Consider the following 24,325-nt stretch of genomic DNA (forward strand, 5'->3'; position numbering starts at 1 on the left):
GGCCGCCCGGACCGTTGCCTCAGTTCGCGGAACTCGCGGAAATCTTCCTCGGCAGCCACAGCAGCATGAGCACCACCCCGCCCAGCAGCACCCCGGTCCCGGCACGGAACGCCAGCGCGTACCCCTCGGTCAGCGCCTCGGCCCCGACGCCGTTCCCGGTGCGGGCGGTGCGCGCCGCGGCGATCGTCGACAGGACCGCGAGCCCGAGCGAACCGCCCATCGTGCGCGAGGTGTTGACCAGACCGGACACCAGCCCGGCGTCCGAGGGCGCCGCCCCGGAGGTGGCCAGCGCGGCCAGCGGCGTCGCCGACAGCCCGGCGCCGAGCATCATGAGGATCCCCGGGAACATGATCGAGGTCAGGTAGCCGCCGTCCGCGGTCATCGCCGACTGCCAGGCGAACCCGGCGACCGCCACCAGCGCCCCCAGCACGGCCACGGTGCGCGCGCCCAGCCTCGGCAGATAGCGGGGCGCCAGCTTGGAGCCGAGCACCACCGCCAGGGAGCTGGGCACCAGCGCCAGTCCGGCGCCCAGCGGCGAGTAGCCGAGCACGTTCTGGGCGTACAGCGTCATGAAGTACCACATGCAGAACATCGCCGAACCGCTCAGGAACATCGCCGTGTTCGCCGACGCCACCGAGCGCAGCCGGAAGAGTCCGAGCGGCATCAGCGGGGCCGCCGTACGGGCCTCGACGGCGAGGAACGCTCCGACCAGCGCGAGCCCGGCGGCCAGAGGCACCAGCGTGGCCGCAGCCAGCCACCCCTCGGCCTCGGTCTGCGAGATGCCGTAGGCCAGCGTCGCCAGACCCGCCGTCACCAGCACCGCGCCCGACAGGTCGAGCCGCCGGCCGTCCCCGGCGCGGCTCTCCGTGAGCCGCTTCAGCGAGGCGGCGAGCACCACCGCGCCCACGGGCACGTTGATCAGCAGCACCCACCGCCAGGAGAGCACGTCCACCAGCGCCCCACCGACCAGTCCGCCCGCGGCACCGCCACCGGCGCCCACCGCGGTCCAGGTCGCGATCGCGCGGGCCCGGGCCGGCCCTTCGGGCACCGCGTCCGTCAGCAGCGTCAGCGTCGAGGGAGCCAGCACCGCGGCGCCCAGCCCCTGCACGGCCCGCGCCAGCAGCAGCTGCCAGCCCTCCTGCGCCAGGCCGCCGCCCAGCGAGGCCAGCGTGAACAGGCCGAGCCCGATGAGGAACATCCGCTTGCGGCCGTAGAGGTCGCCGGCCCGTCCGCCGAGCAGCATGAAGCCGGCGAAGGCGATGGCGTACGCGTTGACCACCCACTGCAGGCCCGACTCGCTCAGCCCGAGGTCCGCGCGCATCGACGGCAGGGCGACGTTCACCACCGACACGTCGAGCACGACCAGGAACTGTCCGGCGCAGGCCAGCGCCACGACCAGCCAGGTGGCGGAGGTGGCGCGGCGGGATATGAGGGGCGAGTCGGCGGCTTCCAGCATGGGTGTCATGCTCTCAACCGTTCCTAGGATAGTTGGCCAGTGTTGGCCAACTCACCGTGAACCGGATGTGTGGTCCGGTGGCCCTCCGAACGGTCTTGAGGGCCTGGGAACAGCGCGAGTTGATCACCTCGGCACGGTCGGGTCTTGTCGCCCTGGGTGGGCGTGCCCGCTGTCCTGGGTGGGCTCGCGGTCCCGCACACCCTCGGCAGGGACACAGCCTGGCCGGTAGCTCTCCGCGCCACCATCCTCCGGTGGTGGCCGGTCACACCTGGCCGACGCCGAATCCCATGGCCGAGGGCGCGCCTGCCGATGGCCACCGAGGCACCGTGGTGCCGGGTGACCGTGGTCTTCTTCGCCTGCTGCTGGAGAGGCTTCGTCCAGTGCTGCCCGCCCCAGCGGCTGGTGTAGGCCGGGTCGACCGCGACGACCACCAGGCCCCGGTGACAGGCCATGCCGCGGAGCCGTTCGCGGAAACGGGCGGTGGGGATACCTGCCACCGTACGGCGGAAGCGTTTGCCACGCCTGCCCCGGCCCATGGTCTCCCGGCCTGTGGCGCGAGCCTCGGCGAAGCCCAGATCCTCGATCGCGATTCCCGCACAGCCGTGTCCGTCGGCGAGGGCGATCAGGGCGCTGATTGCGGCGTGCAGACGGCCGTCCCGGGTTGCCGTGGGACCGGTCAGGTCCAACGGGACCGTGATGGGTTCGCCGATCGGATTGCCGTGCACATCGATGACGTGGGCGGCGAGGTGGTCGGCGTTCAGATCGACCCCTAGCAGCCGCGCGCCGGAGGCCTTGAGCTCGTCCGGGGTGGGCGGCACGATCTTGTCGGTGGTCCAGGAGGCGTCGAGGTACCAGCGGTTGCGAGCCGGGGCGTAGGCGATGTCGTAGCGCACCGCCCGGTGGGCGGCAGCGCGGTCGAGCCACTCGCCGTGGCGGTGCGGGAAAGCCACGGTGCAGGCCAGCCGGTAGCGGCCCCGGGGTGCGTTGGCCAGGTGCCGCAACGGCTCAGGCAGCACGAGGGTCACCGAGCCGTCGGACGGATTGACGGTGATCGTGTAGTTCCCGTACAGAGCACCGGACTCGCCGTCCGCGGTGAGGAACAGCCGCCCGGCCTCCCACCGCTCGCGCCACTCGGCCTCGGTTAGATGGGCATCCAGATGGTGCCGCAGTCTGACCAGGCCACGGCCGCCAACTGTGATGGACGGCTTCCCGGCGGCGATCCGTGCCTCCACCACAGCGAGCCGCGCCTGCAGTACGTGTAGGCGCCCCTGCTTCTGGGCCCGCTCGTTCTGGTCAGCGTAGCCGCGCACGCCATCCTTGGCGCGCTTGCCACACGGGGCGGCCAAGCGACGCTCGATGGCACGGATCGCTCGGCGCAGGCTCGTCCGCTCGTCGTGCAGGCAGCGCATCGACAACTGGTACTGATCCTCGCTGGCGCGAGTCATCGCCCCGGCCCAGCGGGAGGAGGACACGGCGGTGAGCTTCTTCTTCCGCTCCGCACGCCTGGTGTCCTTCGCCAAGGCCTGGCCGATCCTGACCCGTTCGGCCAGGTCGGCCCGCTGATGATGCCCGAGGTGCTCGCCCACCCGTCGCAGGACCTTCTCATCCGCCGGGGCCAGGCGCAGCCGGTCCCGGATCCGCGCCCCGGAAGGTGCCGCAACAGTGAACGGCTCAGCCAGCACACGCAGTTCCCGCTTCTTCCCCCGCCTGCGTGCCACTGGCCCTCCCCCCTTCCCTGGTCACCTGGAACTCATTTGCCACCACCGATCATGCGTTCCAAGCGCCTGCACGATCACAGAAATCGGCCCCGTTCACCCGCACGAGGGACAGCACGGCCGACATGACAGACAGTCCATCGACAGGTCCGACTCAATTACGGTCCATGATCGGATTTGCGGTCCACACAGGCCTCGGTCACCTACACCGCCCGCAGCAGTGTCACCACCGCAGCCCCACCGAGCCCGATGTTGTGGGCAAGGCCCACCCGGGCCCCGGGCACCTGCCGCTCCCCCGCCTCGCCGCGCAGCTGCCAGACCAGTTCGGCGGCCTGGGCGAGGCCGGTCGCGCCCAGCGGATGGCCCTTGGAGATCAGCCCGCCGGACGGGTTCACCACCCAGCGGCCGCCGTACGTCGTCGCCCCGGACTCCACGAGCTTGCCGGACTCGCCGGCCGGGCACATGCCGAGCGCCTCGTAGGTCAGCAGTTCGTTGACGGAGAAGCAGTCGTGCAGCTCCACGACGTCCACGTCCTCGATGCCGAGCCCGGCGCGCTCGTACGCCCGCCGTGCCGCCTCGCGGGACATCGGCTGTCCGACCACGTCGATGCACGAGCCGGACGCGAAGGACTCCTCGGTGTCCGTGGCCATGGCCTGCCCGGCGATCTCGACCAGTCCGGTCAGGGCTCGCTCCTCGGCGAACCGCTGCGACACCACCACGGCCGCCGCCGCGCCGTCCGAGGTCGGCGAGCACTGGAGCTTGGTCAGCGGCCGGTGCACCATGCGCGCGGCGAGGATGTCGTCCACGTCGTACACGTCGCGGAACTGGGCGTAGGGGTTGTGTGCCGAGTGGCGGTGGTTCTTGGCGGCGACCGCGGCGAGCTGCGCCTCGGTGGTGCCGTACTTCTCCATGTGCTCGCGGGCGGCGTCCCCGAAGATCTGCGCGGTCGGCGGGCTCATCTCGAAGCCGTGCCGGGCGGCCATGACGGCGTAGTGCCGGGCGACCGGGGACGCCGAGAAGTCGCCTCCGTCGGCGCCTCCCCCGAGCGCGCCCTTCTTCATCTTCTCGAAGCCCAGCGCCAGCACACAGTCGCAGACGCCGCCCTCGACCAGCTGACGGGCCAGCATGAGCGCGGTCGCGCCGGTCGCGCAGTTGTTGTTGACGTTGTAGACGGGGATGCCGGTCAGGCCGAGTTCGTAGGCGGCGCGCTGGCCGGCGGTCGAGGGCTGGAAGCAGTAGCCGACGGGAACCTGTTCCACCTCGGTGTACGTGATCCCGGCATCGGCGAGCGCCGCGCCCCCCGCCTCCCGCACCATGTCCCAGTACTGCCATTCCCGGGTCTCGGGCTTCTCGAAGCGGGTCATGCCGACCCCGGCGACATAGGCCTTCATGGGGCGTCAGATTAGAACGTGTTTCATCAACGCACCAGAGTCTGACGGCAGATCAGAAACCCATGGATGGGTCAAGGATTCATTAGAGGCCCGAAGCAACGGAATAGTTGCCTGTGCATACGAGGTTTACCCGGCACTCATCTCGCGCGGAAGGCCTTACTCCATGACCCACACGACGACCGACCAGCCCGGCCGGAGGGCCGGCGCGGCAGTGGTCCCGGTGCTCGCCTTCGCGGGCATCGTCGTCGCGGTGATGCAGACGCTGCTCGTGCCGGTCATCAAGGACCTGCCGCAGCTGCTGGACACCGCCCCCAGCAACGCCACCTGGGTCCTCACCTCGACCCTTCTCTCCGGCGCCGTGGCCACCCCGATCATGGGCCGGCTCGGCGACCTCTACGGCAAGCGGCGCATGCTGATCCTCAGCCTCGCCGTGATGGTGGCCGGCGCCCTGGTCAGCGCGCTCACCAGCCAGCTGCTCACGATGATCGTGGGCCGTACCCTCCAGGGCTTCGCCATGGGCGCGATCCCGCTCGGCATCGGCCTGATGCGCGACATGCTGCCCCGCGAGAAGCTCGGCTCGGCCATGGCCCTGATGAGCTCCTCCATAGGCGTGGGCGGCGGTCTCGCGCTGCCCGCCGCCGCCCTGGTCGCGCAGCACACGAACTGGCACGCCCTCTTCTACGGCGCCGCCGGCCTCGGCGCCCTCTCCATCGCCCTGACGCTCCTCGTCGTACCGGAGTCCCCGATGCGTGCCGAGGGCTCCTTCGACCTGCTGGGCGCGACAGGCCTGTCGACCGGCCTGGTACTGCTCCTGCTGCCCATCACCAAGGGCAGCGACTGGGGCTGGTCCTCCGGCACGACGCTCGGCCTGTTCGCCGCGTCCGTCGTCGTCCTCCTCCTGTGGGGCCTGTACGAGCTGCGCGTGAAGGCGCCGCTGGTCGACCTGCGCACCACCGCCCGCCGCGAGGTGCTGCTCACCAACCTGGCCTCGATCATGGTCGGCGTCAGCTTCTACGTCGTCTCGCTCGTCCTGCCCCAGCTGCTCCAGCTGCCGAAGGCGACCGGCTACGGCCTCGGCCAGTCCATGGTCGTCGCGGGCCTGTGCGTGGCCCCGCTGGGCCTGACGATGATGTTCACGGCACCGGTCTACGCCCGCCTGTCCGCCCGCTACGGCCCCAAGGTCACCCTCATCATCGGCCTGCTGATCATCGCGATCGGCTACGGCGGCGGCCTCGGCCTGATGGACGCGGCCTGGCAGACGATCGTCACGTCCGTGGTCCTGGGCGCGGGCATCGGCCTGGCCTACTCCTCGCTGCCCGCGCTGATCGTCGGCGCGGTCCCGGCCTCGGAGACCGGCGCGGCCAACGGCCTGAACACGCTGATGCGTTCCATCGGTACGTCGGTGTCGAGCGCCGTCATCGGCATGGTGCTGGCCAACACGGCGAACACCGTGGGCGGGATCGAGATCCCGACCATGCACGGCTTCCGCGTCTCCTTCCTGATCGCCACGGCCGCGGTGGCGGTGGGCCTGCTGCTGGCGGTGTTCCTGCCGAAGGCCGGCCGCCCGGCTCAGCAGCACACACAGCTGCGGGCCAGCAGTGAGGAGGACGCCAACCTGGAACGTGCCGAAGAGGTGCTGCGGGGCTTCCGCGGGCGGGTTCTGGACGCTGCCGGCGTCCCGGTCGCCCGGGCCAAGGTCACCCTGATCGACCGGCGGGGGCGGCAGGCGGGTGCAACCGTCTCCGCGGAGGACGGCAGCTATGCGGTCGCCGTGCCGTCCGAGGGCGCGTACGTCCTCGCCGCGCGGGCGGCGGGCCACGGTCCGCTGGCCTCGGCGGCGACGCACGGGGGCGAGGAGCGGGCGGTGGAGCTTGATCTGTCGCTGCCCGGCGAGACGGTCTCCGCCTGAGACGTCGCGAGACACCCGGGGTGAGGGACGGGCGGTCGGCCGAGGCTGTCGCTGCCGGGGGAGGCAGCCACAGCCTGAGACCGACGCCACCCATACCCTCTGTCGTTACGGCAACGGGGGTACGACAGGATGGGCGTCCGGACAGTCGTACGACCGGAAGGAACTACCTCATGCCCGCGGCACCCAAGCCCGAGATCCTGGCCGCGTTCGAGGCGGCCAAGGGGTTCATGCCCGTGGACGAGGGGCTGGCTCTGTATGAGGCCGCGGCCGAGGCGGGACGGCTGGGGCTGCCGCTGCTGGAGGTCGGGACGTACTGCGGACGCTCGACGGTCCTGCTCGCCGACGCGGCCCGCGAGACCGGTGTCACCGCGCTCACCGTGGACCACCACCGGGGCAGCGAGGAGCAGCAGCCGGGCTGGGAGTACCACGACCCGGAGACCGTCGACCCCGAGATCGGCCTGATGGACACGCTGCCGACGTTGCGCCGGACGCTGCACAGGGCGGGCCTGGAGGAGCACGTGATCGCACTGGTCGGCCGCTCCCCGCAGGTCGCCGCGATCTGGAACTCCCCGCTCGGGCTGGTGTTCATCGACGGCGGCCACACCGACGAGCACGCGAACGCCGACTACGAGGGCTGGGCCACCCATGTGGCCGAGGGCGGCCTGCTCGTCATCCACGACGTCTTCCCGGACCCCGAGGACGAGTTCACGGGCCAGGCGCCGTACCGGGTCTACCTGCGGGCCCTGGAATCGGGCGCGTTCACGGAGGTCTCCGTGACCGGATCGCTGCGCGTGCTGCGGCGGACCGGCGCGGGGATCTGATCGGGTGGCTGATCGTCGGCAGCCGAAGCCCGGCCACCCGCCTGGCCCTCTCCGCCATGTGAAGGTCCTGTGCGGCCCGCTAGGGTGGCAGGCGTGTCGTACGTAGGCCCGGATTTCGATCCCCCGCAGCCCCGCCGACCCCGGCGCGGGCCGCTGACCGTCGCGCTCGCCGCGCTCGTGCCCGGTGCGCTGCTGGGCTGGCTGGTGTACGAGGCGGTGGGCGGGTCCGGGGGTTCCGGCGGCTCGGACCCGGCAGGCGCGCAGACCTCCGCGGCCTCGCCGAGCACGGCGAAGCCCTGGTCGGCGCCGGCCACCGACGACGCCAAGCAGGCGAGCCCCTCTCCTTCGTCCCCGTCGCCCGACGGCCCCCTCAAGGGCAAGGTCGTCGTCATCGACCCGGGCCACAACCCCGGCAACTTCCAGCACCCGGACGAGATCAGCCGTCAGGTGGACATCGGCACGAACAAGAAGGAGTGCGACACCACCGGCACGTCCACCAACTCGGGCTACACGGAGGCCCGGTTCTCGCTGGACGTGGCCCACCGGCTGCGCACGCTCCTGGAGCAGCAGGGCGCCACGGTGAAGCTCACGCACGACGGCGACTCCCCGCCCTGGGGCCCGTGCGTGGACGAGCGGGCCCGGTTCGGCAACGCGGCGCACGCGGACGCCGCCATCTCCATCCACGCCGACGGCTCGGCCGAGGGCGACCGCGGCTTCCACGTCATCCTTCCGGCGTCCGTGCACGCCGGCGCCGCCGACACCCGCCCCATCGTCGGGCCCTCCCGCGACCTCGGCGAGCGCGTCGCGGGGAACTTCCTCCGCGTCACGGGCGAGCCCCCCTCCAACTACGTGGGCGACGGTACCGGTCTCGTCACACGTCAGGACCTGGGTGGTCTCAATCTGTCAACAGTTCCCAAGGTCTTCATCGAGTGCGGCAACATGCGGGATAGCAAGGACGCGGCACTGCTGACCAGCGGCGCCTGGCGGCAGAAGGCCGCGCAGGGGATCTCTGAGGGAATCGTGAGTTTCCTGCGCGAGTCGTGACCGGCGGGTGGAACCGGCCGGACAGCCGGATCTTGCGGACGATAGTGTCTACCGACGACGAGACGACCTACGAAGGACCTGAAGTGAATATCCGCTCCCTCACTCGAGGCGACGGCGTGGTGATCGGAGCAGCGGTGGTGCTGTTCATCGCGTCGTTCCTCACCTTCCAGAGCTACTCCGCCTTCGGCTCCTCTGCCAGCTCGAGCGCGTGGGACAGCCTAGGCATGGGCCTGGGCATCTACATGGGTGCGGTGATCGGTGCCGTCCTCATCGTCGTCAACCGCTGCCTGCCGCAGCCGCGCAAGGTGCTCGGGCTCGACCTCGCCCAGGTCGGCACCGCGTTCCCGGTCCTGTCTGCCTGGACGCTGCTGTGGACGCTGATCGACGTGCCCGACGGCTGGGACGCCGGCGCCGGTCTCGTCCTCGGTCTCATCGCCGCCCTCGTCCTCGCGGGCGCCGCCATCGCCTCCCCGCAGGTCCCGGCCCTCCAGGCCGCCCTGCTCCAGGCCCCCAAGCCGGCCGCCCCGCAGCCCTACGGCGCCCAGCCGCCCGGCGGTTACGGCTACCCGGGCGCCCAGCCGCAGCAGCCGTACGGTGCGCAGCCGCAGCCGGGGCAGCCGTTCGGGCAGCAGCCGGCCCCGCAGGGTGCCGCCGCCCCGGCGCCCCAGCCGGCCGCCGCGGACTTCTCGCCGTTCTGGTTCGCGGTGCCGGTGACGCGGCCGCTGTTCGCCGAGGACGGCTCGCCGACGCCGATCGCCGAACTGGCGCCGGGCACCTGGTACTTGGCGGTCGAGCAGCGCGGTGCCGCGCTGGTCGCGCAGACGCAGGACGGCCGCCGTGGCGTGCTGCAGGACACCTCCGGGATCCAGCGCGGCTAGCCGCACCCGTACCGTCGCGCACGGCCCCTCGCCCTTCCGGGCGGGGGGCCGTTGCCGTACAGTCGCCTCCCGGCTTACGGAACTGACGATCCGTCAGGAGGCAGGCATGCGGCTCGGTCTCGCACTCGGTTACTGGGGACGCGGCCCGGACGCCCGTCATGTGCCGCTGGCCCGCGAGGCGGAGCGGCTCGGCTACCACTCCGTGTGGACGGCCGAGTCCTGGGGCTCGGACTGCTTCACCCCGCTGACCTGGATCGCCGCGCAGACGTCAACGATCAGGCTGGGTACGGGCGTTGCCCAGATGGCGGCCCGCACTCCGACCGCCACCGCGATGCACGCACTCACCCTGGACCACCTCTCCGGCGGGCGGATGATGCTGGGGCTGGGTCTGTCGGGTCCGCAGGTGGTGGAGGGCTGGTACGGCCGCCCGTTCCCGAAGTCGCCGCTGACCGCGACGCGGGAGTACGTGGACGTCGTACGGCAGGTGCTGCGGCGGGAGGCGCCGGTGGCGGTGGACGGGCGGTTCCATCCCCTCCCCTACCGGGGGCCGGACGGCACGGGGCTCGGCAAGCCGCTGAAGTCCATCACGCATCCACTGCGAGGCGATGTCCCCGTCCTGCTCGGCGCCGAGGGGCCGAAGAACGTGGCGCAGACCGCCCGGATCGCCGACGGCTGGCTGCCGTTGTACTGGGCGCCGAGCCGGCCGGAGGTGTACGGGGACGCGGTGCGGGAGCTGCCCGAGGGGTTCCTGGTGGCCCCTTTGACCCGGGTGAAGGTGTGTGACGACGTCGCCGAGGGGCTGCTGCCCGTGAAGGCCATGCTCGGCTTCTACATCGGCGGGATGGGCCACGCGGCCCGCAACTTCCACGCCGACCTCATGGCGCGCATGGGCTACGAGGAGGAGGCGCGGCGGATCCAGGAGCTGTTCCTGGCCGGACGCCGCGAGGAGGCCGTGCTGGCCGTGCCGGACGCCTTCGCCGACGAGATCTCCCTGGTCGGCCCGCGCGAACACATCGCGGAACGCCTGGAGTTGTGGCGCAAGGGCCCGGTGACGGACCTGCTGGCCCTGTCACCGGACCCGCGCACCCTCAGGGTGCTGGCAGAGCTGAACTCCTAGCCGTGGCTCAACTGCGAGGCGGACGGCACCTGGTCCTTGACCGGGGCTCCGGCGTCCTGGCCCGCGTCCTTGACCTTGCCGATGATGTCGTCGAAGGAACCGGCCGCGTTCTCGTCACCCTTGCGCAGCTTGGACGGCAGGCTCTTCAGGCCCTCGATGCCGGCCGTGAGCGGTGCGAGGGCCTTGGAGAGCGTCGGGTCGCCCTGGGCGTTCTTCTGGGCGGCCTTGAGCCGGTTGTAGGCGAAGGCGCCGGCGAGGCCGGCCTTCAGCAGGGCCGTCTTGCGCCCTTTGGCACCCTTCTTGAACTTGCCCGCCTTCCAGGGCTTCACGATCCACTGGTAGGTCGCACCGGCGGCGAGGCCCGCGTTCGCCACGAACCGGGTCTTGGCGAACTTCTGGCGCTCGGCCGAGGTGCTCGGACTGGGCGTGGCCGCCTCGAGGGCGGCTTGCTGCGCCGTGGTCTTCGTACTGCTCTGGTCACTGCTGCTGCCGCAGGCCGTGGAGCCGGCCAGCAGGGCGCAGCAGAGGGTGAGCGCCACGCAGAGGCGCCGTATCGGTACGGGCACGGGGGTCCTCCCGACGTGTCTCCCCGAGCGGGTGCTTCCTGCGGCAGTCTCACCCGGTCGACCGGTGTGCACCACCTGGCCGCCGCCGTCCGGGTCTCGGGCCGGGTTTCACCGCGCCACAAGCGGAAACCCGGGAGACATGCTCCGATATCGCCCCGGTGGGAATCCGGCCGGGCGGGTCATCGCTCTCGTCGCCGACGTCATGGCCCTCATCCTCGGCCTGTGGATCGTGCTGTACCTGCTGGACGCGAACCGGGCCAACAGCGTGGTCCGGTTCGTGCACGACGCCGCCACCTGGCTGGCCGGCTGGTCCCTCCACCTGTTCACCCTGGACCAGGCCTGGGCCCAGGTGATCGTCGGTTACGGCCTCGCCGCCGTGGTCTACCTGTTCGTGGGCCACGCCGTCGCCAACCGGATGCACCGGCACTGATCCCTCAGGCGCAGCAGTCGGGGTCCAGGCCGGCCGGCAGCTGTTCGCCGCCGAAGACCGCGCACGTGGCGTCGTGGCCGCCCAGGGCGGCGACGGCGAGCAGGAGGGAGCCCGCGGTCCAGGTGGTCAGTTCGCGGGGCCAGATCGCGTCGTCGTCGAAGACGTAGCCCGTCCAGTACAGGCCGCTCTCCGGGTCGCGCAGGTGCTGGATGGACTGGAGGATCTCCAGGGAGCGGTCGGACTCGCCCATCACCCACAGGGCCAGGGCCAGCTCGCTGGACTCGCCGCCGGTCACCCACGGGTTGGGGACCACGCAGCGGACCCCGAACGCGGGGACGACGAAGCGGTCCCAGTCCGCCTCGATGCGGGACTTCGCCTCCGCTCCGGTCAGCGCGCCGCCGAGGACGGGGTAGTACCAGTCCATCGAGTAGCGGTCCTTGTCGAGGAAGCGCTCGGGGTGCTTGCGGATCGCGTGGCGCAGCGCGCCCACCGCCAACTCCCAGTCCGGCTGCGGCTCTTCGCGCTGCTCGGCGATGGCGAGCGCACAGCGCAGGGCGTGGTGGATCGAGGAGCTGCCGGTGAGCAGCGCGTCCGCGGTGGGCGTGCCGTCGTCCTCGCGCCGCCAGCCGATCTGGCCGCCGGGCTGCTGCAGCCGCAGCACCCACTCCACGGCCGCGTACACGGTGGGCCACATGCGGTCCAGGAACGTGTCGTCGCCGGTGGACAGGTAGTGGTGCCAGACGCCGACGGCGATGTAGGCGACGAAGTTCGACTCGCGGGCGCGGTCGGTGACGTCGTCGTGGGCGCCGTCGGCGTAGGCGGCGTACCAGGAGCCGTCCTGGTGCTGGTGGGTGGCGAGCCAGGTGTACGCCCGCTCGGCGGCCTCGTGCTCGCCGGCCGCGTCCAGGGCCATGGCGGCTTCGGTGTGGTCCCACGGGTCGAGGTGGTGCCCGCGGAACCACGGGATCGCCCCGTCCTCCCGCTGTACCGCGAGGATGCCGCGTACGGTCGCGGCAGCCTGCTCGGCGGTGAGGACCCCGGGCAGGACGAGGTGTTCTGTCCGGGGTGTCGTCACTGGGCGGCCGCCCCGTCGGTCTCGGCGAGCCGGGGCAGGTGGGGCTTGGTCGCGTAGAGGACGAAGCTCTTGCCGATGACCGGGTTCAGCGCCTGCTCGGCGATCCGGGTGGCGAGCGGCTTCTTCATGATGTCCCAGACGAGCAGCTTGTGGTACGCCCGCACCGGCAGCGCCTTGTCGTTGTCGACGCCGAAGGCGCACTTGAGCCACCAGTACGGCGAGTGCAGGGCGTGCGCGTGGTGGGTGCCGTACGGCTTCAGGCCCGCTTCGCGGACCTTGGCGAGCAGTTCGTCGGCCTTGTAGATGCGGATGTGGCCGCCCTCGACCTCGTGGTAGGCGTCGGACAGCGCCCAGCAGACCTTCTCGGGCCCGTAGCGCGGCACGGTGACGGCGATCCGCCCGCCCGGCTTCAGCACCCGCACCATCTCCGCCAGCACCCCCTTGTCGTCGGGGATGTGCTCCATCACCTCGGAGATGATGACGACGTCGAAGGACTCGTCCGGGAAGGGCAGCGCGAGGGCGTCGCCCTCCATCGCGGTCGCGGTCGCGCCCTCGGGTGCCTCGCCGGCCTCCTTCATCGCCGCGAACCACTTGGCGACCTCGCGGATCTCCTCGCCGTTCTGGTCGAGGGCCACGACCTGCGCGCCGCGCCGGTAGCACTCGAAGGCGTGCCGGCCGGCCCCGCAGCCGAGGTCCAGGACACGGTCGCCCGGGGCGAGCGGGAACCGGGAGAAGTCGACGGTCAGCACGTGGCCCTGCTTTCGGAGTAGACACCAGTTGCGGCGGTGGCCGGGCCGCTGTTCTCGCGCGGCTCGGAGCGGGCGATCGCCTCGCGGTAACGGGCGACGGTTCCCTCGGCGGCGCGGGCCCAGGTGAAGTGCCGCAGGACCCGCTCACGGCCCGCGCGGCCGAGCCGGGTGCGCAACTCCGGGTCGCCGAGCAGCCGGCCGAGCCCGGCGGCCAGCGCCCCCGCGTCACCGGGCGGTACGGCCAGACAGGTCTCGCCGTCGCGTCCGGCGACCTCGGGGATCGCGCCGCCGGTGGTGGCGACCAGCGGGGTGCCGGTGGCCATGGCCTCGGCGGCGGGCAGCGAGAAGCCCTCGTAGAGCGAGGGCACGCAGGCCACCTCGGCCGAGCGGATCAGGTCGACCAGTTCGGCGTCGGAGATGCCCTTGACGAACTCGACCGCGCCGTCGAGGCCGTAGCGCTCGACGGCCTGGGCGACCGGGCCCTCCGTGGGGCGCTTGCCGACGACGACGAGGTGGGCGGCCGGGTGCTCGGTGCGCACCTTGGCGAGCGCCTCGACGAGGAAGACCAGGCCCTTGAGCGGCACGTCCGCGCTGGAGGTGGTGACGATCCGGCCGGGCACTTCGCGCACGGCCGGATTCGGCGAGAACAGGTCGGTGTCGGCGCCGATGTGGACCACGTGGATACGGTCGTCACGGACGCCGAGGTGGTCCACGATCTCCTGGCGGGAGGTGCCGGAGACGGTGAGCACGGAGGGCAGGCGGCGGGCGACGCGCTTCTGCATCCGGGTGAAGGCGTACCAGCGGCGCACCGAGTAACGGCGCTGCCAGCCCTCGGCCGCGTCCAGCTCCAGCTGCCGGTCGACGGTGATGGGGTGGTGGATGGTGGTGACCAGGGGGGCGCCGATGTCCCCCAGCAGCCCGAACCCGAGCGTCTGGTTGTCGTGGACGACGTCGAACTCGCCGCGGCGGGCGCGCAGATGGCGGCGGGCGCGCAGGGAGAACGTCAGCGGTTCGGGAAAGCCGCCGGTCCACATGGTGGCGACCTCCAGGGCGTCGACCCAGTCCCGGTACTCGTCCCGCCCCGGGGTGCGGAAGGGGTCGGGCTGGCGGTAGAGGTCGAGGCTGGGCAGCTCGGTCAGGCTCAGGCCGTCGTAGCCCTCGTCGAGGACGGGATACGGCTGCGAGCCGATGACCTCCACCCGGTGGCCGAGGCGGGCCAGCTCGCGGGAGAGGTGCCGTACGTAGACGCCCTGGCCGCCGCAGAACGGGTTCCCTTTATAGGTGAGAAGCGCGATGTCGAGCGGTCGCTCGCCGTCGGCGGCAAGGTCCTTCGGGGACCCGGCCTCCCTGGCCTCAGCGGTCACTCCGGACCCCCTTCTCCCTGCGCTGTCCCGCGAGACTACGACGGGACGCTAATCTAGAACAAGTTTCAGACTTGATCGTTCAAGAGGCTCTGAATCTACCGGCAGGTAGGGGCGCTGTGAGCAGTGGATCAGGTGATTCACGCCACGACTCGGGCCCCCGCCGTGCAGGATGATCACGTGCCCTAACAGATGTCCTCACCGACTGTCACGGAACGGGACCCATGCCTGCGGAAGCGAGTAGTTCGAGGCCTGCCTCGCCGCCTCTCACGGAGCGGCAGGAGGCCCGCCGCCGCCGGATCCTGCACGCGAGCGCGCAGCTGGCCAGCCGGGGCGGTTTCGACGCCGTACAGATGCGCGAGGTGGCGGAGTCCTCCCAGGTCGCCCTGGGCACCCTCTACCGCTACTTCCCCTCCAAGGTGCATCTGCTGGTCGCCACCATGCAGGACCAGCTGGAGCACATGCACGGGACACTGCGCAAGAAGCCCCCGGCGGGCGACACGGCGGCCGAGCGGGTCGCGGAGACCCTGATGCGGGCCTTCCGCGCCCTCCAGCGCGAGCCGCACCTGGCCGACGCCATGGTCCGCGCCCTCACCTTCGCCGACCGCAGCGTCTCCCCCGAGGTCGACCAGGTCTCCCGGCAGACCACGGCGATCATCCTGGACGCGGTGGGCCTGGAACACCCGACCCCCGAGCAGCTCTCCGCGGTCCGCGTCATCGAACACACCTGGCACTCGGCCCTCATCACCTGGCTCTCGGGCCGCGCCTCCATCGCCCAGGTGAAGATCGACATCGAGACGGTGTGCCGACTGATCGACCTGACGGAGCCGGGGGCGTCGCGCTGAGCGGAGGACGGCGAGGCCCGATGCACGCACCACCGCCCCACCTGGATGCGGTACTCGGCCAGGACGGCACCTTCACCCCGTCCTGGCTGCAGGGCAAGGCGGTGGCTCCGGTCCCGGCGGGTGTCCACGTGGATGCGGCGCTCGCCCGCCGCACAGCGGCCGGATGCCGCGCCCTGGGCACCACACCCATCCTCTGCGCGGACGCCGAGATCCGGCTCCCCTCTCTGCTCACCACGCCCGATCGGCAAGGAGCCGTCCTCTTTCCGGAAGCGGGCTACGCCCTGCTCGCGGGAACCGCAGCCTTCATGGCCGCGGCCGTTGCCGAGGGAGTCGACACGGCACGCGCACGCTTCGCCCGCTACGCCCGCACCCTCGCCGAACGCCACCCCGCTCTGCCGACCGTGGCAGCCGCCTACCCACCCCTGCACCTGGCCTGGTCCCACCCCTCCGACGTCGCTCCTGCCAGTGCGGCGGCGCGGCAGCTGGCCCTGCTGGACGCGTTCACGCACGGCACCCTGGGCGCCCCGGACCTCGCACACGGCTGGTGGGAGGCCCGACGCGCTTCCCAGGGGTACGGGGAACGGATCCAGGGGCCGCTCGGCGACCTCTTCGACCGGGTGTTCATGATCCTGGAGGACTACTCGGCCGGTCCTGACCTCAGAGAGCCCGGAGACCTCTCCGACGCAGAACTCCGGGCCGCTGTGAGCGAGACCTGGGAGGGCGGCCTGCCTCTTGAGTGACATCCTCCGCGCGCGCCCTGGGCATGCAGAAACCTACGAGACGGGTTCCCTTCGCCGGCATGGTCCGGATCAGGTATTGGGGGTCGCCGTCCAGCCTGACTGCTGCCTTCCGGCCTCTCAGCCCTACCGTCGCTGTCGGCCCCGGCGGATGCCTGTGCGTCACGCCAAAGTCGGCTACTCCGGTGGGACTCCCTCACTCGCCCCGTAGGCACTTATCAGGATAGTCCCGATAGCGGCACATAGCCAGCCGAAGGGGAACATTTCGACCATAGTGGCACCCTGTGCCATGGCGGCAGCTGCGCATGCCTAGGCGACCGGCTCCAGCCCGCTCCAGCTGCGCCCCAGCAGCACTTCACCGGCCCACTGGTCCAGCAGGCGGCGGGCCTCCGGCTCGGGGGCGGCCAGGGACACGCTCTGTGCTCCTGCGTGGGTCGTGCGCTCCTGTTCGTGGGTGCCCTCGCTGCAGCAGGCGCACAGGACGTTGACACTGCTCGCCGGCTCGGCGCCGTAGCCCTGCTCCACGAACAGGCGCATCAGGGCGTCCAGGTCGGCGGACTCGCCCGCGTTCACCGTCACCGTCAGCGTCGGCAGGTCGGAGGCCTCGAAGAGGAGGAGCTCGTCGAAGACGGGGAACTCGTGGCCGTCGACCACCCGGTGCCCCTTGGGTTCGCCGTCGTGGACGACGATCTCGCCGAAGCGGCGCCCGCCGGTCACCGGCACGTTCACCACGCGGCCACGGGTCGGGCAGAGGCGGTCGATCCAGACGACCTCCCGTTCACCACCCGTGTCCAGGCGCACACAGGCTGCGCCGAGGCGGGCGTCGATCTCGCCCTCGCCGTCCGGGAGGTCGATACCGAAGCCCGTCCAGGCCTCCCGGGCGGTGGTCCAGTCGCGCTGAATGGTCGCGGCGATGCCGAGGTTCCAGTACGCCGGGTCGCCCTCGCCGCGCGGGGCGCGGGCGGCGGCCTCGCGCCCCAACTCGTACGCCTTCGCCCAGTTGCGCAGGAACTTGTGGGCCAGCGCCGCGTCGTACCACCACACCGCGCTGCGCTTCTCGTCCGGGAAGTGCGCGAGCACCTGCTCCAGCAGGCCTGCCGCGGTCAGCCACTCCTCGGCCTCCCACGCCTCATAGGCCTCGTCGATCAGCCGCTTGGCCTCGGACTTGCGCACGCTTTCCCACCCCGGTCGGTACGAGCAACGTCGGAACCGCAGGAGAGTACCCCGCGGCTCCGACACCCCATAGTCCTCAGTCCTCGGGTGGAAACACCGGCTCCCCGCTGCCCAGTACCGTGATCATGATCGCTTCCACCGGGCAGCCCTCGGCCGCCTCCAGGACCTGTTCGCTCGCGTCGGTGTCCGGTTCGACGGGGTGGGACTGGCGGGCGGTGTCGAGGCGGAAGCCGTCCGGGGCGTGGTGGAGGCACTGGGCCGAGCCGATGCACACCGACCGGTCGACCTCGACGTGCCAGCGGTCGCCCATCCCTAGGACCCCGCCGGCAGGTGGATCATCTTGTGTTCGAGGTACTCGCCGTAGCCCTCGGGGCCGAACTCCCGCCCCAGCCCCGAATTCTTGTAGCCGCCGAACGGGCCGAGCATGTCCAGGCTGAACGTGTTGACGGAGTAGGTGCCGGTACGCACCTGGCGGGCGACCTCGATGCCGCGCTCGACGTCGGCCGTCCACACGCTGCCGGACAGGCCGTAGTCCGAGTCGTTGGCGATCTTCACGGCGTCCTGCTCGTCGCCGTAGGGGAGGAGGCAGATCACGGGGCCGAAGATCTCCTCGCGGGCGATGCGCATGGAGTTGTCCACGTCGCCGAAGAGGGTGGGCTCCACGTACCAGCCGCGCTCCAGGCCGGCCGGGCGGCCGCCGCCGGTGAGGATCTTGGCACCCTCCTCCTGGCCGATGCGGATGTAGTCGAGGTTGCGCTGCTGCTGGCGCCGGGCGACCAGGGGGCCGACCTGGGTGGCCGCATCCAGTGGGTCACCGACCTTCAGGGCGCCCGCCGCCTGGGCGAAGGCGTCCGCGAACTCGTCGTAGCGGGCGCGCGGGACGAGGATGCGGGTCTGGGCGACACAGGCCTGCCCGTTGTTCATCCAGGCCGCCGGGACGATGCCCGACACGGCGGCCTGGACGTCCGCGTCCGGAAGCACGACCGCCGCCGACTTGCCGCCCAGCTCCAGCGTGACCCGGGTGAGATTGCGGGCGGCCACCCCCATGACCCGCTTGCCGGCCGCGACCGAGCCGGTGAAGGAGACCTTGTCGATGCCGGGGTGCCCCACCAGGTACTCGCTGACCTCGCGGTCGGCGGGGAGGATCGACAGGACACCCTCGGGCAGTCCGGCCTCGCGCGCGATCTCGCCGAGGAGATACGCGTCCAGCGGCGACTCCGGGGACGGCTTGAGTACGACCGTGCAGCCGGTGAGCAGCGCGGGGGCGAGCTTGGCTGCGGCGACGAACTGCGGGACGTTCCACGGGACGACGGCCGCGACCACGCCGACCGGCTCGCGCCGCACGAGGATCGGGCCGAGGACCCCGTCCCGCCGCTCCTCGTAGGTGAAGTCCCGCGCGACCTTGATCGCCGCGTCCCACACCATCATCGCGCCGAGCGCCTGGGCGAGGACGCTCCAGGAGTACGGGGAGCCGTTCTCGGCGGAGATCACCCGGGCGATCTCCTCGTGCCGGGCGAGGATGCCGTCCTTGATCCGGGTGACGACCTCGATCCGCTCCTCCAGCGTCGCGCGCGGCCAGGGACCTTCGTCGAAGGCCCGGCGCGCGACCGCCACCGCCCGGTCGACGTCCTCCCGTGAGGCGTGCGGCACCCGGCCGATGACCTCCTCGGTGTGCGGGGAGATCACCTCGATGACGTCCTTGCCCAGCGGGTCGGTCAACTCCCCGCCGATGAACAGCTGTCCGTGTTCCACGAGCTCGGTCATGGCCGACTGCCTCCCGCCGCACCGCCTGTTTCTGACGCTGTTTCAGAACTGATATCAGTTCTAGTTAAAGTAGTCCACGGACAGGACCAGAATGCCCCTGACCAGCGGTTTCCCGGTGATCAGGGGCGGGTGCGGAAGGGCGTGGGCCGTCAGGGGGCTGTTGGGCCGTGCGGTACATCGCGTCGACGGCGTTCCTCGTACGCGTCTCGCTGCTCGGCATGAGGTGGGTGTAGGTGCGGAGCGTGAACCCGGCGTCGGAATGGCCGAGGTAGGCGCTCAGGGCCTTGATGCTCTCCCCTGCGTCGAGGAGCACCGAAGCATAGAAGTGCCGTAGCGCGTGCATGCCGTCTTCGCGGGCTTCCTTGTACCGCTCCCCCGGGCCGGGCTTGGGGATCACTCCCGCTGCGGCGAGCGCGGCCTTCCAGGCATGCGCGTTGAAGGCATTGCGCCAGACCGCTCCGCCCTCAGCACCCGTGAAGTACAACAGCCTGGTCACCGGCTCTCCGTCGGGGTGCATCCAGGGCAGCGTGACTTCGGCCGGCGGGAAGGCCGTCATGTGCTCGGCGAGCGCGAAGGCGACCGAGTCCGGCAGCGGCACATCACGGAGCTTGCCGTTCTTCGGCGGAGCGAAGACCAGCTTCCGTTCCACGATCTTGACCTGTTGGGTGACGTGCAGGGACCCGGACAGCGGATAGTCGTACGTCTCCGGGTCGAGGGCCGTGCCGAGTGTGGGGTCGTCGGCGGCGTGGCGGGTGCCGCAGCGGCAGACGCCCCGGTCGGGCCGGTTGTGGACGCGGCCGAACGAGGGGGCGGTGAGGGTGGCGAAGACGCGGGGATGGTCGCGGACGGTGGCGGGGATGTCGCGGCGGTCGTCCCCGGCGAGGCCGGCGCGGATGAGGTGGTAGGTGTCGCCCGCGTAGGTCCAAGCGCAGGACGGGCAGCGGGAGGCGCGGCGGTTTCCGCATGCGAGTCGGAGCCGTCCACCGGGTTCGCCCTCGGTGGAGTAGTGGTGGAGGGTCTCGCCGGTCGTCTTGTCCTTGTGCAAGACCCAGCCGGTCAGGTGGATGGGGTCGGCGCAGCCGCTGGTGCGGCGGATCTGCTCGTGCCAGCGGTGGTAGTCAGAGGCCGAAGCCACCCTCAGCAGGTCGCCGAGGGTGGCACGGTCGAGCAGCTGCTCAGACACGGGCGCCCTCCGGAGAGCGGCGGGCGGTGCCGGTGCCGGTGCCCTGGCAGGCCGGGCAGTGGGCGGTGCTGGTGCGCAGGTGGCCACGGTGGTCGCGGCCGCCGAGGGTGACGGCGACGGAGGCGAAGCCGTCGCAGGCCGGGCAGATCCTCGGCGGGGCGGGGTGTGGTGGGGCATGATGGTGGTTCCTTTCGATTGCGGTTGGAAGGAACGGCGGCCACGACGCGGACCTTCCTGGACGAGGCAAAACGAGCGGCCGACCGACTCGGCACCGACGCCAATCACGTCTGGACCGCCTTCGGGCCGACGAACGTCGCGATCCACCGAGTGGCCACGGCGGCCGAGCTGGGCGACATGCAGGTAGCGGTCGACCTCGGCCCGCAGATCGACACGACCGGACTTCCGACGGAACGCCGTACACGGCACAACCTCGAAGTAGCCCGGGCCCTCAGCGCTTACAACCGGATGGACGACGCGCTCGCCAAGGTCCTCGAAGCAGAGAGCTGGGCACCGGAGCAGGTGCGGAGCCACTACCTGGCGCGGGAACTGGTGCTCACCTGGGTGCGAGGGCAGCGCGGCCGGCCGAGCCGGAACCTGGCGGACCTGGCGGACCTGGCCGACAGGCTGCGCGTGGTCTGACCTGGGTACCCTCGGCTGCATGGCGCCGAATGCACACGAAGCGAAGATGGCGCACCCGCGCATGGCAGCGGGTGCGCTCTTCTTTGATGCCGCCGGGCGGGTCCTCATGGTGGAGCCCTCTTACAAGGACTACTGGGAGATCCCCGGCGGGTACGTCGAGACCGGCGAGTCCCCGCTGCACGCCGCCATCCGCGAGGTCCAGGAGGAGCTGGGGATCACCCCGCCCATCGGGCGCCTGCTCGCGGTCGGCTGGGCCCCCAACGAGGCCGAGGGCGACAAGGTGCTGTACCTGTTCGACGGCGGCCAGCTCACGCAAGACCACCTGGAAGCGATCACCTTGCAGCCGGAGGAGCTGAAGAGCTTCGCGTTTGTCTCTCCAGCGCAGATCACCGAGCGTACGATCCCGCGACTGGCCCGACGTATTAGGGCGGCTGTCGAGGCCAGGGCCAGCTCTGCTCCGGTGTACTTGGAGCACGGCGAGGAGCCGAAGAGCCGGGCTGCATGATCGATTCCTCGATGCCAGGTCACTAGCGCGGTAAGACTTTCTCTACATCATCTCAAGGCCCGCGCACGGCGCGGGCGCGCGCCGCCTCAGCGGCGCGGCCTGCCTCCTGTCTCCGCCCCGGCTGGCCGCGCCCGGCGGCGCGCTGCGTGCATGCAGGCAGAGGTAGGAAAAACCTCTGTGGCTGAGGCCGGTCGGCTCCACGGCTTTAGGCAGCCAATTTGGCGCGTGCCTCGAAGATCATGGCCCCAACGTCGTACTTTACCGGGCAGGTCACAGACTGCCCGACGCGCCGGAAGCTTACGGGGCCATGATCACTCGCGCCAAATCAGCTCCAACCCAAAGCCGCTCCACCGACCTAAGTGAGTACTCCTGATGCCAGCAACGGGGCAGAGAGCTACTCGAAAGGCAACTCCAAATCCTCCGAGGCCGCAACTCCCCGACTCTTCTTGCCTTTTGTAGGAGTCTCGGCCCAGTTTGGCTCGTAAACCCATTCTGCGCGCCTCAGCTCATCAGATTTCCCGGCTTTCCAGAACTCCACGGGAGCCTTGCGCATGCGCCTCGAAACCAGGGCGGCGAAGTCGACCATAAAGACGACCGTCTCCACGCCTCGCCACGTTGCAGTGTTCGGCCTCGTGGTCATAATTCGGTGAACAAACCGCAAGTCTTCAAGTTCTACAATTTCCCGACCCCAGTCTGTATCCATGTGCTCACGGCGCACAAGGAAGAAGAAAGTTTCGCGATCTCTGACGAACCTCACCAGGTCGTCGAATCGAGATTCAAGAGCCGGGGCATCGCGCCCTGCGTCATTACGGAGGTCGGTCTGCTTGCGCTGAAGGCGCAGGCCCGCTGCCGCTTGGATGTTCTCCGCACCAATGGCGAACGGTTCGTCGCTTCCTCCACCCCGCTGAGACGATTCCCATCCGGCGTCCGCTGCCGCAATTAGGAGGTCGAAATAGTCCCGAGCAACCGCACCACCGGCGACCAACACAGCCCGCTCACGCGCAGTTTGCGTGAGGACTTCCCGAATCTTAAATCCCGCAGGAGTGAGTACGCCGTTTGCAACCTCTTCGAGAAAGGTCTGCGCCGTCGCGAAGTCCGCAAGGCCGACGTCAAGAGAGAGGTGCTGGAGATCATGAGGCGGCTGCATGCCGAGCGGCGGATCTCCATCAGCGAACGACTGGGTCCTCGAGTGAACACTGCCAATCTTCAACCAGACATTACTCCGCTTTGTAACCCCATGAAGGTGATCCAAAACCAGCGGCTGCTTATCTTTGGCGATGAAGTAAAAGTCATCGAGGACAACAAGGAGGGACTTACGCCCGTCGAGGTTAGCCGCACTTTCCAGAACCTGCGCAATAGCCGGGGCAAGATCACGAAGGAATTCCTCCTTGCGGCGCGTTTGCGTGGAGGTCTCCGATGTCTTTGTCCGCTTAGATCGTGACCCTCCGGCCGACGCGCTCAGCTTCGCGTACTGCCTGGCTATGCCGCCCTGCAGACTGACCTTGAGGTCGCTTGTCCGCGTGTCGTCGCTCTCCACGCTCTGCGTGACCTCGGCGCCGGCATCACGGAGAGCACCAAGAACCGCGAGCAGTTCCTTGACCTCACGGCGAAGTTGCCGTTGAGGCCTCTTCCATCCCTTGGGCTCGATCGCCTGAAGGATGTCGATGATGATCTCAATGAGGACGTCGGGGTAAGAGCGAGACTTATGAGTCTCCACGTCTACGAAGATGACCCGGGCGCCGCGCTCTTCTGCCCGCCGCTGAAGGACAGCGAGCGTGGTGGACTTACCGACACCTCGACGACCTGTGACGAGGTGGTTGACAGCTGACTCAAGCGTGGCCACCGTGCCCGGACGAAGCTCTACAAAGCGATCACTCAAGGCGTCGTCGGCCTGGTTGGTCGTCCGCAGCGCGGCCGACAGGGCCGCCTTGAAGGACTGTAGGTTTTCACGGTGCAGCAAGGTCGCCCCCCAGCGTCACAAGTTGTGAGGGCCAGGCTAGGTGACGCATACAGCCTTTCGCCCACCAAAGCGCGAAGTTCGTAGACGATCCACCCGGGCCGTCCGAGGTCAGCCGACGCCGACCGACAACGACAGAAACCTACGGCGTCTGAGCTGGTCAGAGCCGTGGGCTTCTTCTGTTCCGCTGGTCAGCGGAAGGGCTGATCAGACCGGCTACTGAAGCCGGCGGCACAGCGGAGTTCGCGCAGCGCACCGGCTTGCAACCGTGCGCCCCCACCGCGCCGCCCCCTCCGTCCTGGCGACACCGAATCATGAACGCGCATGAGGGGATTCGGGAAATATTGGGGTTGGATCGTGTTTGCGGTGCTGGTCGCTGGCTGGTTGACGTTCGACTTCGGGCCGGCGGTACTCCTGGTCCTGTCCGGGGTCAGCGCCTTCTACTTCTTCTTCAACGTGCCCGTCTGGTGCGGAGCGGAGGGTCGGGGCGGGTCGTGCCGCAACAACAGTCACGGAGCTCTCATGGGTTGCCACCTTCGCCAACACAAGTGGCAGAAGCTCAAGATGATCTTCTGGAGCGCCCGCTGGGCACGGCTCCGGCAAGAACTGTTTCAGAACTCGACTACCACGCTCGCCAGCATGGGCGGCATCCTGGCGATCACATCAGGCATAGCGGCCACCCTGCAACCGCTGTTCGGCGGACGTTGGTAGCGCAGCTAGCTGACATCCACGTCTGACATCAACGCCAGCAGACGCGGGCACCCAGGGGGAACCATTCACGGCCCTTACGCGCTTGAGGCGCCAGAGGCTTGCACGCTGCGGATCGAACTCCTTAAAGCGGGTGTCGCAGGTTCGAATCCTGCCGGGGGCACGAGAAACACCCGGTCAGAGGCCATAAGGGCCCTCCGTGGACACTACGGAGGGCCCTTTGTGTGCTCGATGAGAACATCCCGGGAACAGGACGATGGAGGCTTTAGGCAGCTTTACGCCGATCGTGCGGTGCGAGAACT

At 70.1% G+C, this 24,325-nt stretch carries 23 protein-coding genes; 11 read left to right on the forward strand and 12 right to left on the reverse strand.

Going from position 1 to position 24,325, the window contains the following annotated elements; genetic code table 11:
• Window positions 1-19 precede the first annotated feature (19 nt).
• From ACZ5DS_RS03085 to ACZ5DS_RS03095, 3 genes are all read right to left on the reverse strand, one after another.
• Window positions 20-1,465, reverse strand: coding sequence for an MFS transporter (locus ACZ5DS_RS03085; RefSeq protein WP_468233330.1), 1,446 nt, complete (start codon window positions 1,463-1,465; stop codon window positions 20-22).
• A 14-nt stretch (window positions 1,466-1,479) separates the two neighbouring features.
• On the reverse strand, window positions 1,480-3,174 hold the full coding sequence (locus tag ACZ5DS_RS03090; protein WP_468233332.1) for a hypothetical protein: 1,695 nt from the start codon (window positions 3,172-3,174) through the stop codon (window positions 1,480-1,482).
• Window positions 3,175-3,374: 200 nt separating this feature from the next.
• Entirely contained in the window at window positions 3,375-4,562 is a 1,188-nt protein-coding gene (locus tag ACZ5DS_RS03095) for a thiolase C-terminal domain-containing protein (RefSeq protein WP_468233334.1), read from the reverse strand.
• A gap of 163 nt (window positions 4,563-4,725) precedes the next feature.
• On the opposite strand from ACZ5DS_RS03095, the gene ACZ5DS_RS03100 reads away from it, so the two are divergent.
• The 5 genes from ACZ5DS_RS03100 to ACZ5DS_RS03120 all read left to right on the forward strand — a co-directional run bounded on the left by ACZ5DS_RS03100 (window position 4,726) and on the right by ACZ5DS_RS03120 (window position 10,331).
• Window positions 4,726-6,471: an MFS transporter gene (locus tag ACZ5DS_RS03100; protein WP_468233336.1), complete on the forward strand. Its 1,746-nt coding sequence runs from the start codon at window positions 4,726-4,728 to the stop codon at window positions 6,469-6,471.
• Window positions 6,472-6,641: 170 nt separating this feature from the next.
• Complete coding sequence (locus ACZ5DS_RS03105; RefSeq protein WP_468233338.1) at window positions 6,642-7,292, forward strand: class I SAM-dependent methyltransferase; 651 nt, start codon at window positions 6,642-6,644, stop codon at window positions 7,290-7,292.
• 93 nt (window positions 7,293-7,385) lie between these two features.
• Entirely contained in the window at window positions 7,386-8,336 is a 951-nt protein-coding gene (locus ACZ5DS_RS03110) for an N-acetylmuramoyl-L-alanine amidase (RefSeq protein WP_468233340.1), read from the forward strand.
• A gap of 116 nt (window positions 8,337-8,452) precedes the next feature.
• On the forward strand, window positions 8,453-9,214 hold the full coding sequence (locus ACZ5DS_RS03115; protein ID WP_468233342.1) for a hypothetical protein: 762 nt from the start codon (window positions 8,453-8,455) through the stop codon (window positions 9,212-9,214).
• A 106-nt stretch (window positions 9,215-9,320) separates the two neighbouring features.
• Window positions 9,321-10,331 (forward strand): LLM class F420-dependent oxidoreductase, encoded by a 1,011-nt coding sequence (locus ACZ5DS_RS03120; protein ID WP_468233344.1) that lies wholly within the window; start codon window positions 9,321-9,323, stop codon window positions 10,329-10,331.
• Here the strand turns inward: ACZ5DS_RS03120 and ACZ5DS_RS03125 are convergent.
• Window positions 10,328-10,897 carry a hypothetical protein gene (locus tag ACZ5DS_RS03125; protein WP_468233346.1) on the reverse strand — a complete coding sequence of 190 codons (570 nt, stop codon included), beginning with the start codon at window positions 10,895-10,897 and terminating at the stop codon, window positions 10,328-10,330. The two genes, ACZ5DS_RS03120 and ACZ5DS_RS03125, sit on opposite strands and share 4 nt — an antisense overlap.
• Before the next feature lie 139 nt (window positions 10,898-11,036).
• On the opposite strand from ACZ5DS_RS03125, the gene ACZ5DS_RS03130 reads away from it, so the two are divergent.
• The gene (locus tag ACZ5DS_RS03130; RefSeq protein ID WP_468233348.1) at window positions 11,037-11,327 is read left to right on the forward strand and encodes a hypothetical protein; all 291 of its coding nucleotides are present in this window, start codon (window positions 11,037-11,039) and stop codon (window positions 11,325-11,327) included.
• A gap of 4 nt (window positions 11,328-11,331) precedes the next feature.
• On the opposite strand, the gene ACZ5DS_RS03135 is transcribed toward ACZ5DS_RS03130, so the two are convergent.
• From ACZ5DS_RS03135 to ACZ5DS_RS03145, 3 genes are read right to left on the reverse strand one after another with little or no spacing between them, the layout of a single operon-like run.
• Window positions 11,332-12,402 (reverse strand): prenyltransferase, encoded by a 1,071-nt coding sequence (locus tag ACZ5DS_RS03135; RefSeq protein ID WP_468233350.1) that lies wholly within the window; start codon window positions 12,400-12,402, stop codon window positions 11,332-11,334.
• Window positions 12,399-13,151, reverse strand: a complete 753-nt coding sequence (locus tag ACZ5DS_RS03140; RefSeq protein ID WP_468233352.1) for a class I SAM-dependent methyltransferase — start codon at window positions 13,149-13,151, stop codon at window positions 12,399-12,401. Before ACZ5DS_RS03140 ends, ACZ5DS_RS03135 begins: the two co-directional genes overlap by 4 nt.
• A complete protein-coding gene (locus ACZ5DS_RS03145; RefSeq protein WP_468233354.1) occupies window positions 13,145-14,515 on the reverse strand; it encodes a glycosyltransferase family 4 protein in 1,371 nt (456 codons plus the stop codon). Before ACZ5DS_RS03145 ends, ACZ5DS_RS03140 begins: the two co-directional genes overlap by 7 nt.
• Before the next feature lie 221 nt (window positions 14,516-14,736).
• On the opposite strand from ACZ5DS_RS03145, the gene ACZ5DS_RS03150 reads away from it, so the two are divergent.
• Complete coding sequence (locus tag ACZ5DS_RS03150; protein ID WP_468233356.1) at window positions 14,737-15,357, forward strand: TetR family transcriptional regulator; 621 nt, start codon at window positions 14,737-14,739, stop codon at window positions 15,355-15,357.
• A 20-nt stretch (window positions 15,358-15,377) separates the two neighbouring features.
• Window positions 15,378-16,097 carry a hypothetical protein gene (locus ACZ5DS_RS03155; RefSeq protein WP_468233358.1) on the forward strand — a complete coding sequence of 240 codons (720 nt, stop codon included), beginning with the start codon at window positions 15,378-15,380 and terminating at the stop codon, window positions 16,095-16,097.
• A gap of 306 nt (window positions 16,098-16,403) precedes the next feature.
• Here the strand turns inward: ACZ5DS_RS03155 and ACZ5DS_RS03160 are convergent, their stop codons facing one another.
• From ACZ5DS_RS03160 to ACZ5DS_RS03175, 4 genes are all read right to left on the reverse strand, one after another.
• On the reverse strand, window positions 16,404-17,267 hold the full coding sequence (locus tag ACZ5DS_RS03160; protein ID WP_468233360.1) for a tetratricopeptide repeat protein: 864 nt from the start codon (window positions 17,265-17,267) through the stop codon (window positions 16,404-16,406).
• Between the two features lie 76 nt (window positions 17,268-17,343).
• Window positions 17,344-17,577, reverse strand: coding sequence for a ferredoxin (locus tag ACZ5DS_RS03165; protein ID WP_468233362.1), 234 nt, complete (start codon window positions 17,575-17,577; stop codon window positions 17,344-17,346).
• 2 nt (window positions 17,578-17,579) lie between these two features.
• Entirely contained in the window at window positions 17,580-19,031 is a 1,452-nt protein-coding gene (locus ACZ5DS_RS03170; protein WP_468233364.1) for an aldehyde dehydrogenase, read from the reverse strand.
• Window positions 19,032-19,095: 64 nt separating this feature from the next.
• On the reverse strand, window positions 19,096-20,214 hold the full coding sequence (locus ACZ5DS_RS03175) for a replication initiator (RefSeq protein WP_468233366.1): 1,119 nt from the start codon (window positions 20,212-20,214) through the stop codon (window positions 19,096-19,098).
• 195 nt (window positions 20,215-20,409) lie between these two features.
• On the opposite strand from ACZ5DS_RS03175, the gene ACZ5DS_RS03180 reads away from it, so the two are divergent.
• Both ACZ5DS_RS03180 and ACZ5DS_RS03185 read left to right on the forward strand, forming a co-directional pair.
• Complete coding sequence (locus ACZ5DS_RS03180; protein ID WP_468233368.1) at window positions 20,410-20,853, forward strand: hypothetical protein; 444 nt, start codon at window positions 20,410-20,412, stop codon at window positions 20,851-20,853.
• Between the two features lie 19 nt (window positions 20,854-20,872).
• On the forward strand, window positions 20,873-21,358 hold the full coding sequence (locus ACZ5DS_RS03185) for an NUDIX domain-containing protein (RefSeq protein ID WP_468233370.1): 486 nt from the start codon (window positions 20,873-20,875) through the stop codon (window positions 21,356-21,358).
• Between the two features lie 394 nt (window positions 21,359-21,752).
• Here the strand turns inward: ACZ5DS_RS03185 and ACZ5DS_RS03190 are convergent, their stop codons facing one another.
• Window positions 21,753-23,318: an ATP-binding protein gene (locus ACZ5DS_RS03190; protein ID WP_468233372.1), complete on the reverse strand. Its 1,566-nt coding sequence runs from the start codon at window positions 23,316-23,318 to the stop codon at window positions 21,753-21,755.
• A 354-nt stretch (window positions 23,319-23,672) separates the two neighbouring features.
• Here ACZ5DS_RS03190 and ACZ5DS_RS03195 point away from each other — a divergent pair, with 354 nt between their 5' ends.
• On the forward strand, window positions 23,673-24,026 hold the full coding sequence (locus ACZ5DS_RS03195; RefSeq protein WP_468233375.1) for a hypothetical protein: 354 nt from the start codon (window positions 23,673-23,675) through the stop codon (window positions 24,024-24,026).
• Window positions 24,027-24,325: the final 299 nt, after the last annotated feature.

This window comes from Streptomyces sp. NPDC031100 (assembly GCF_055570785.1).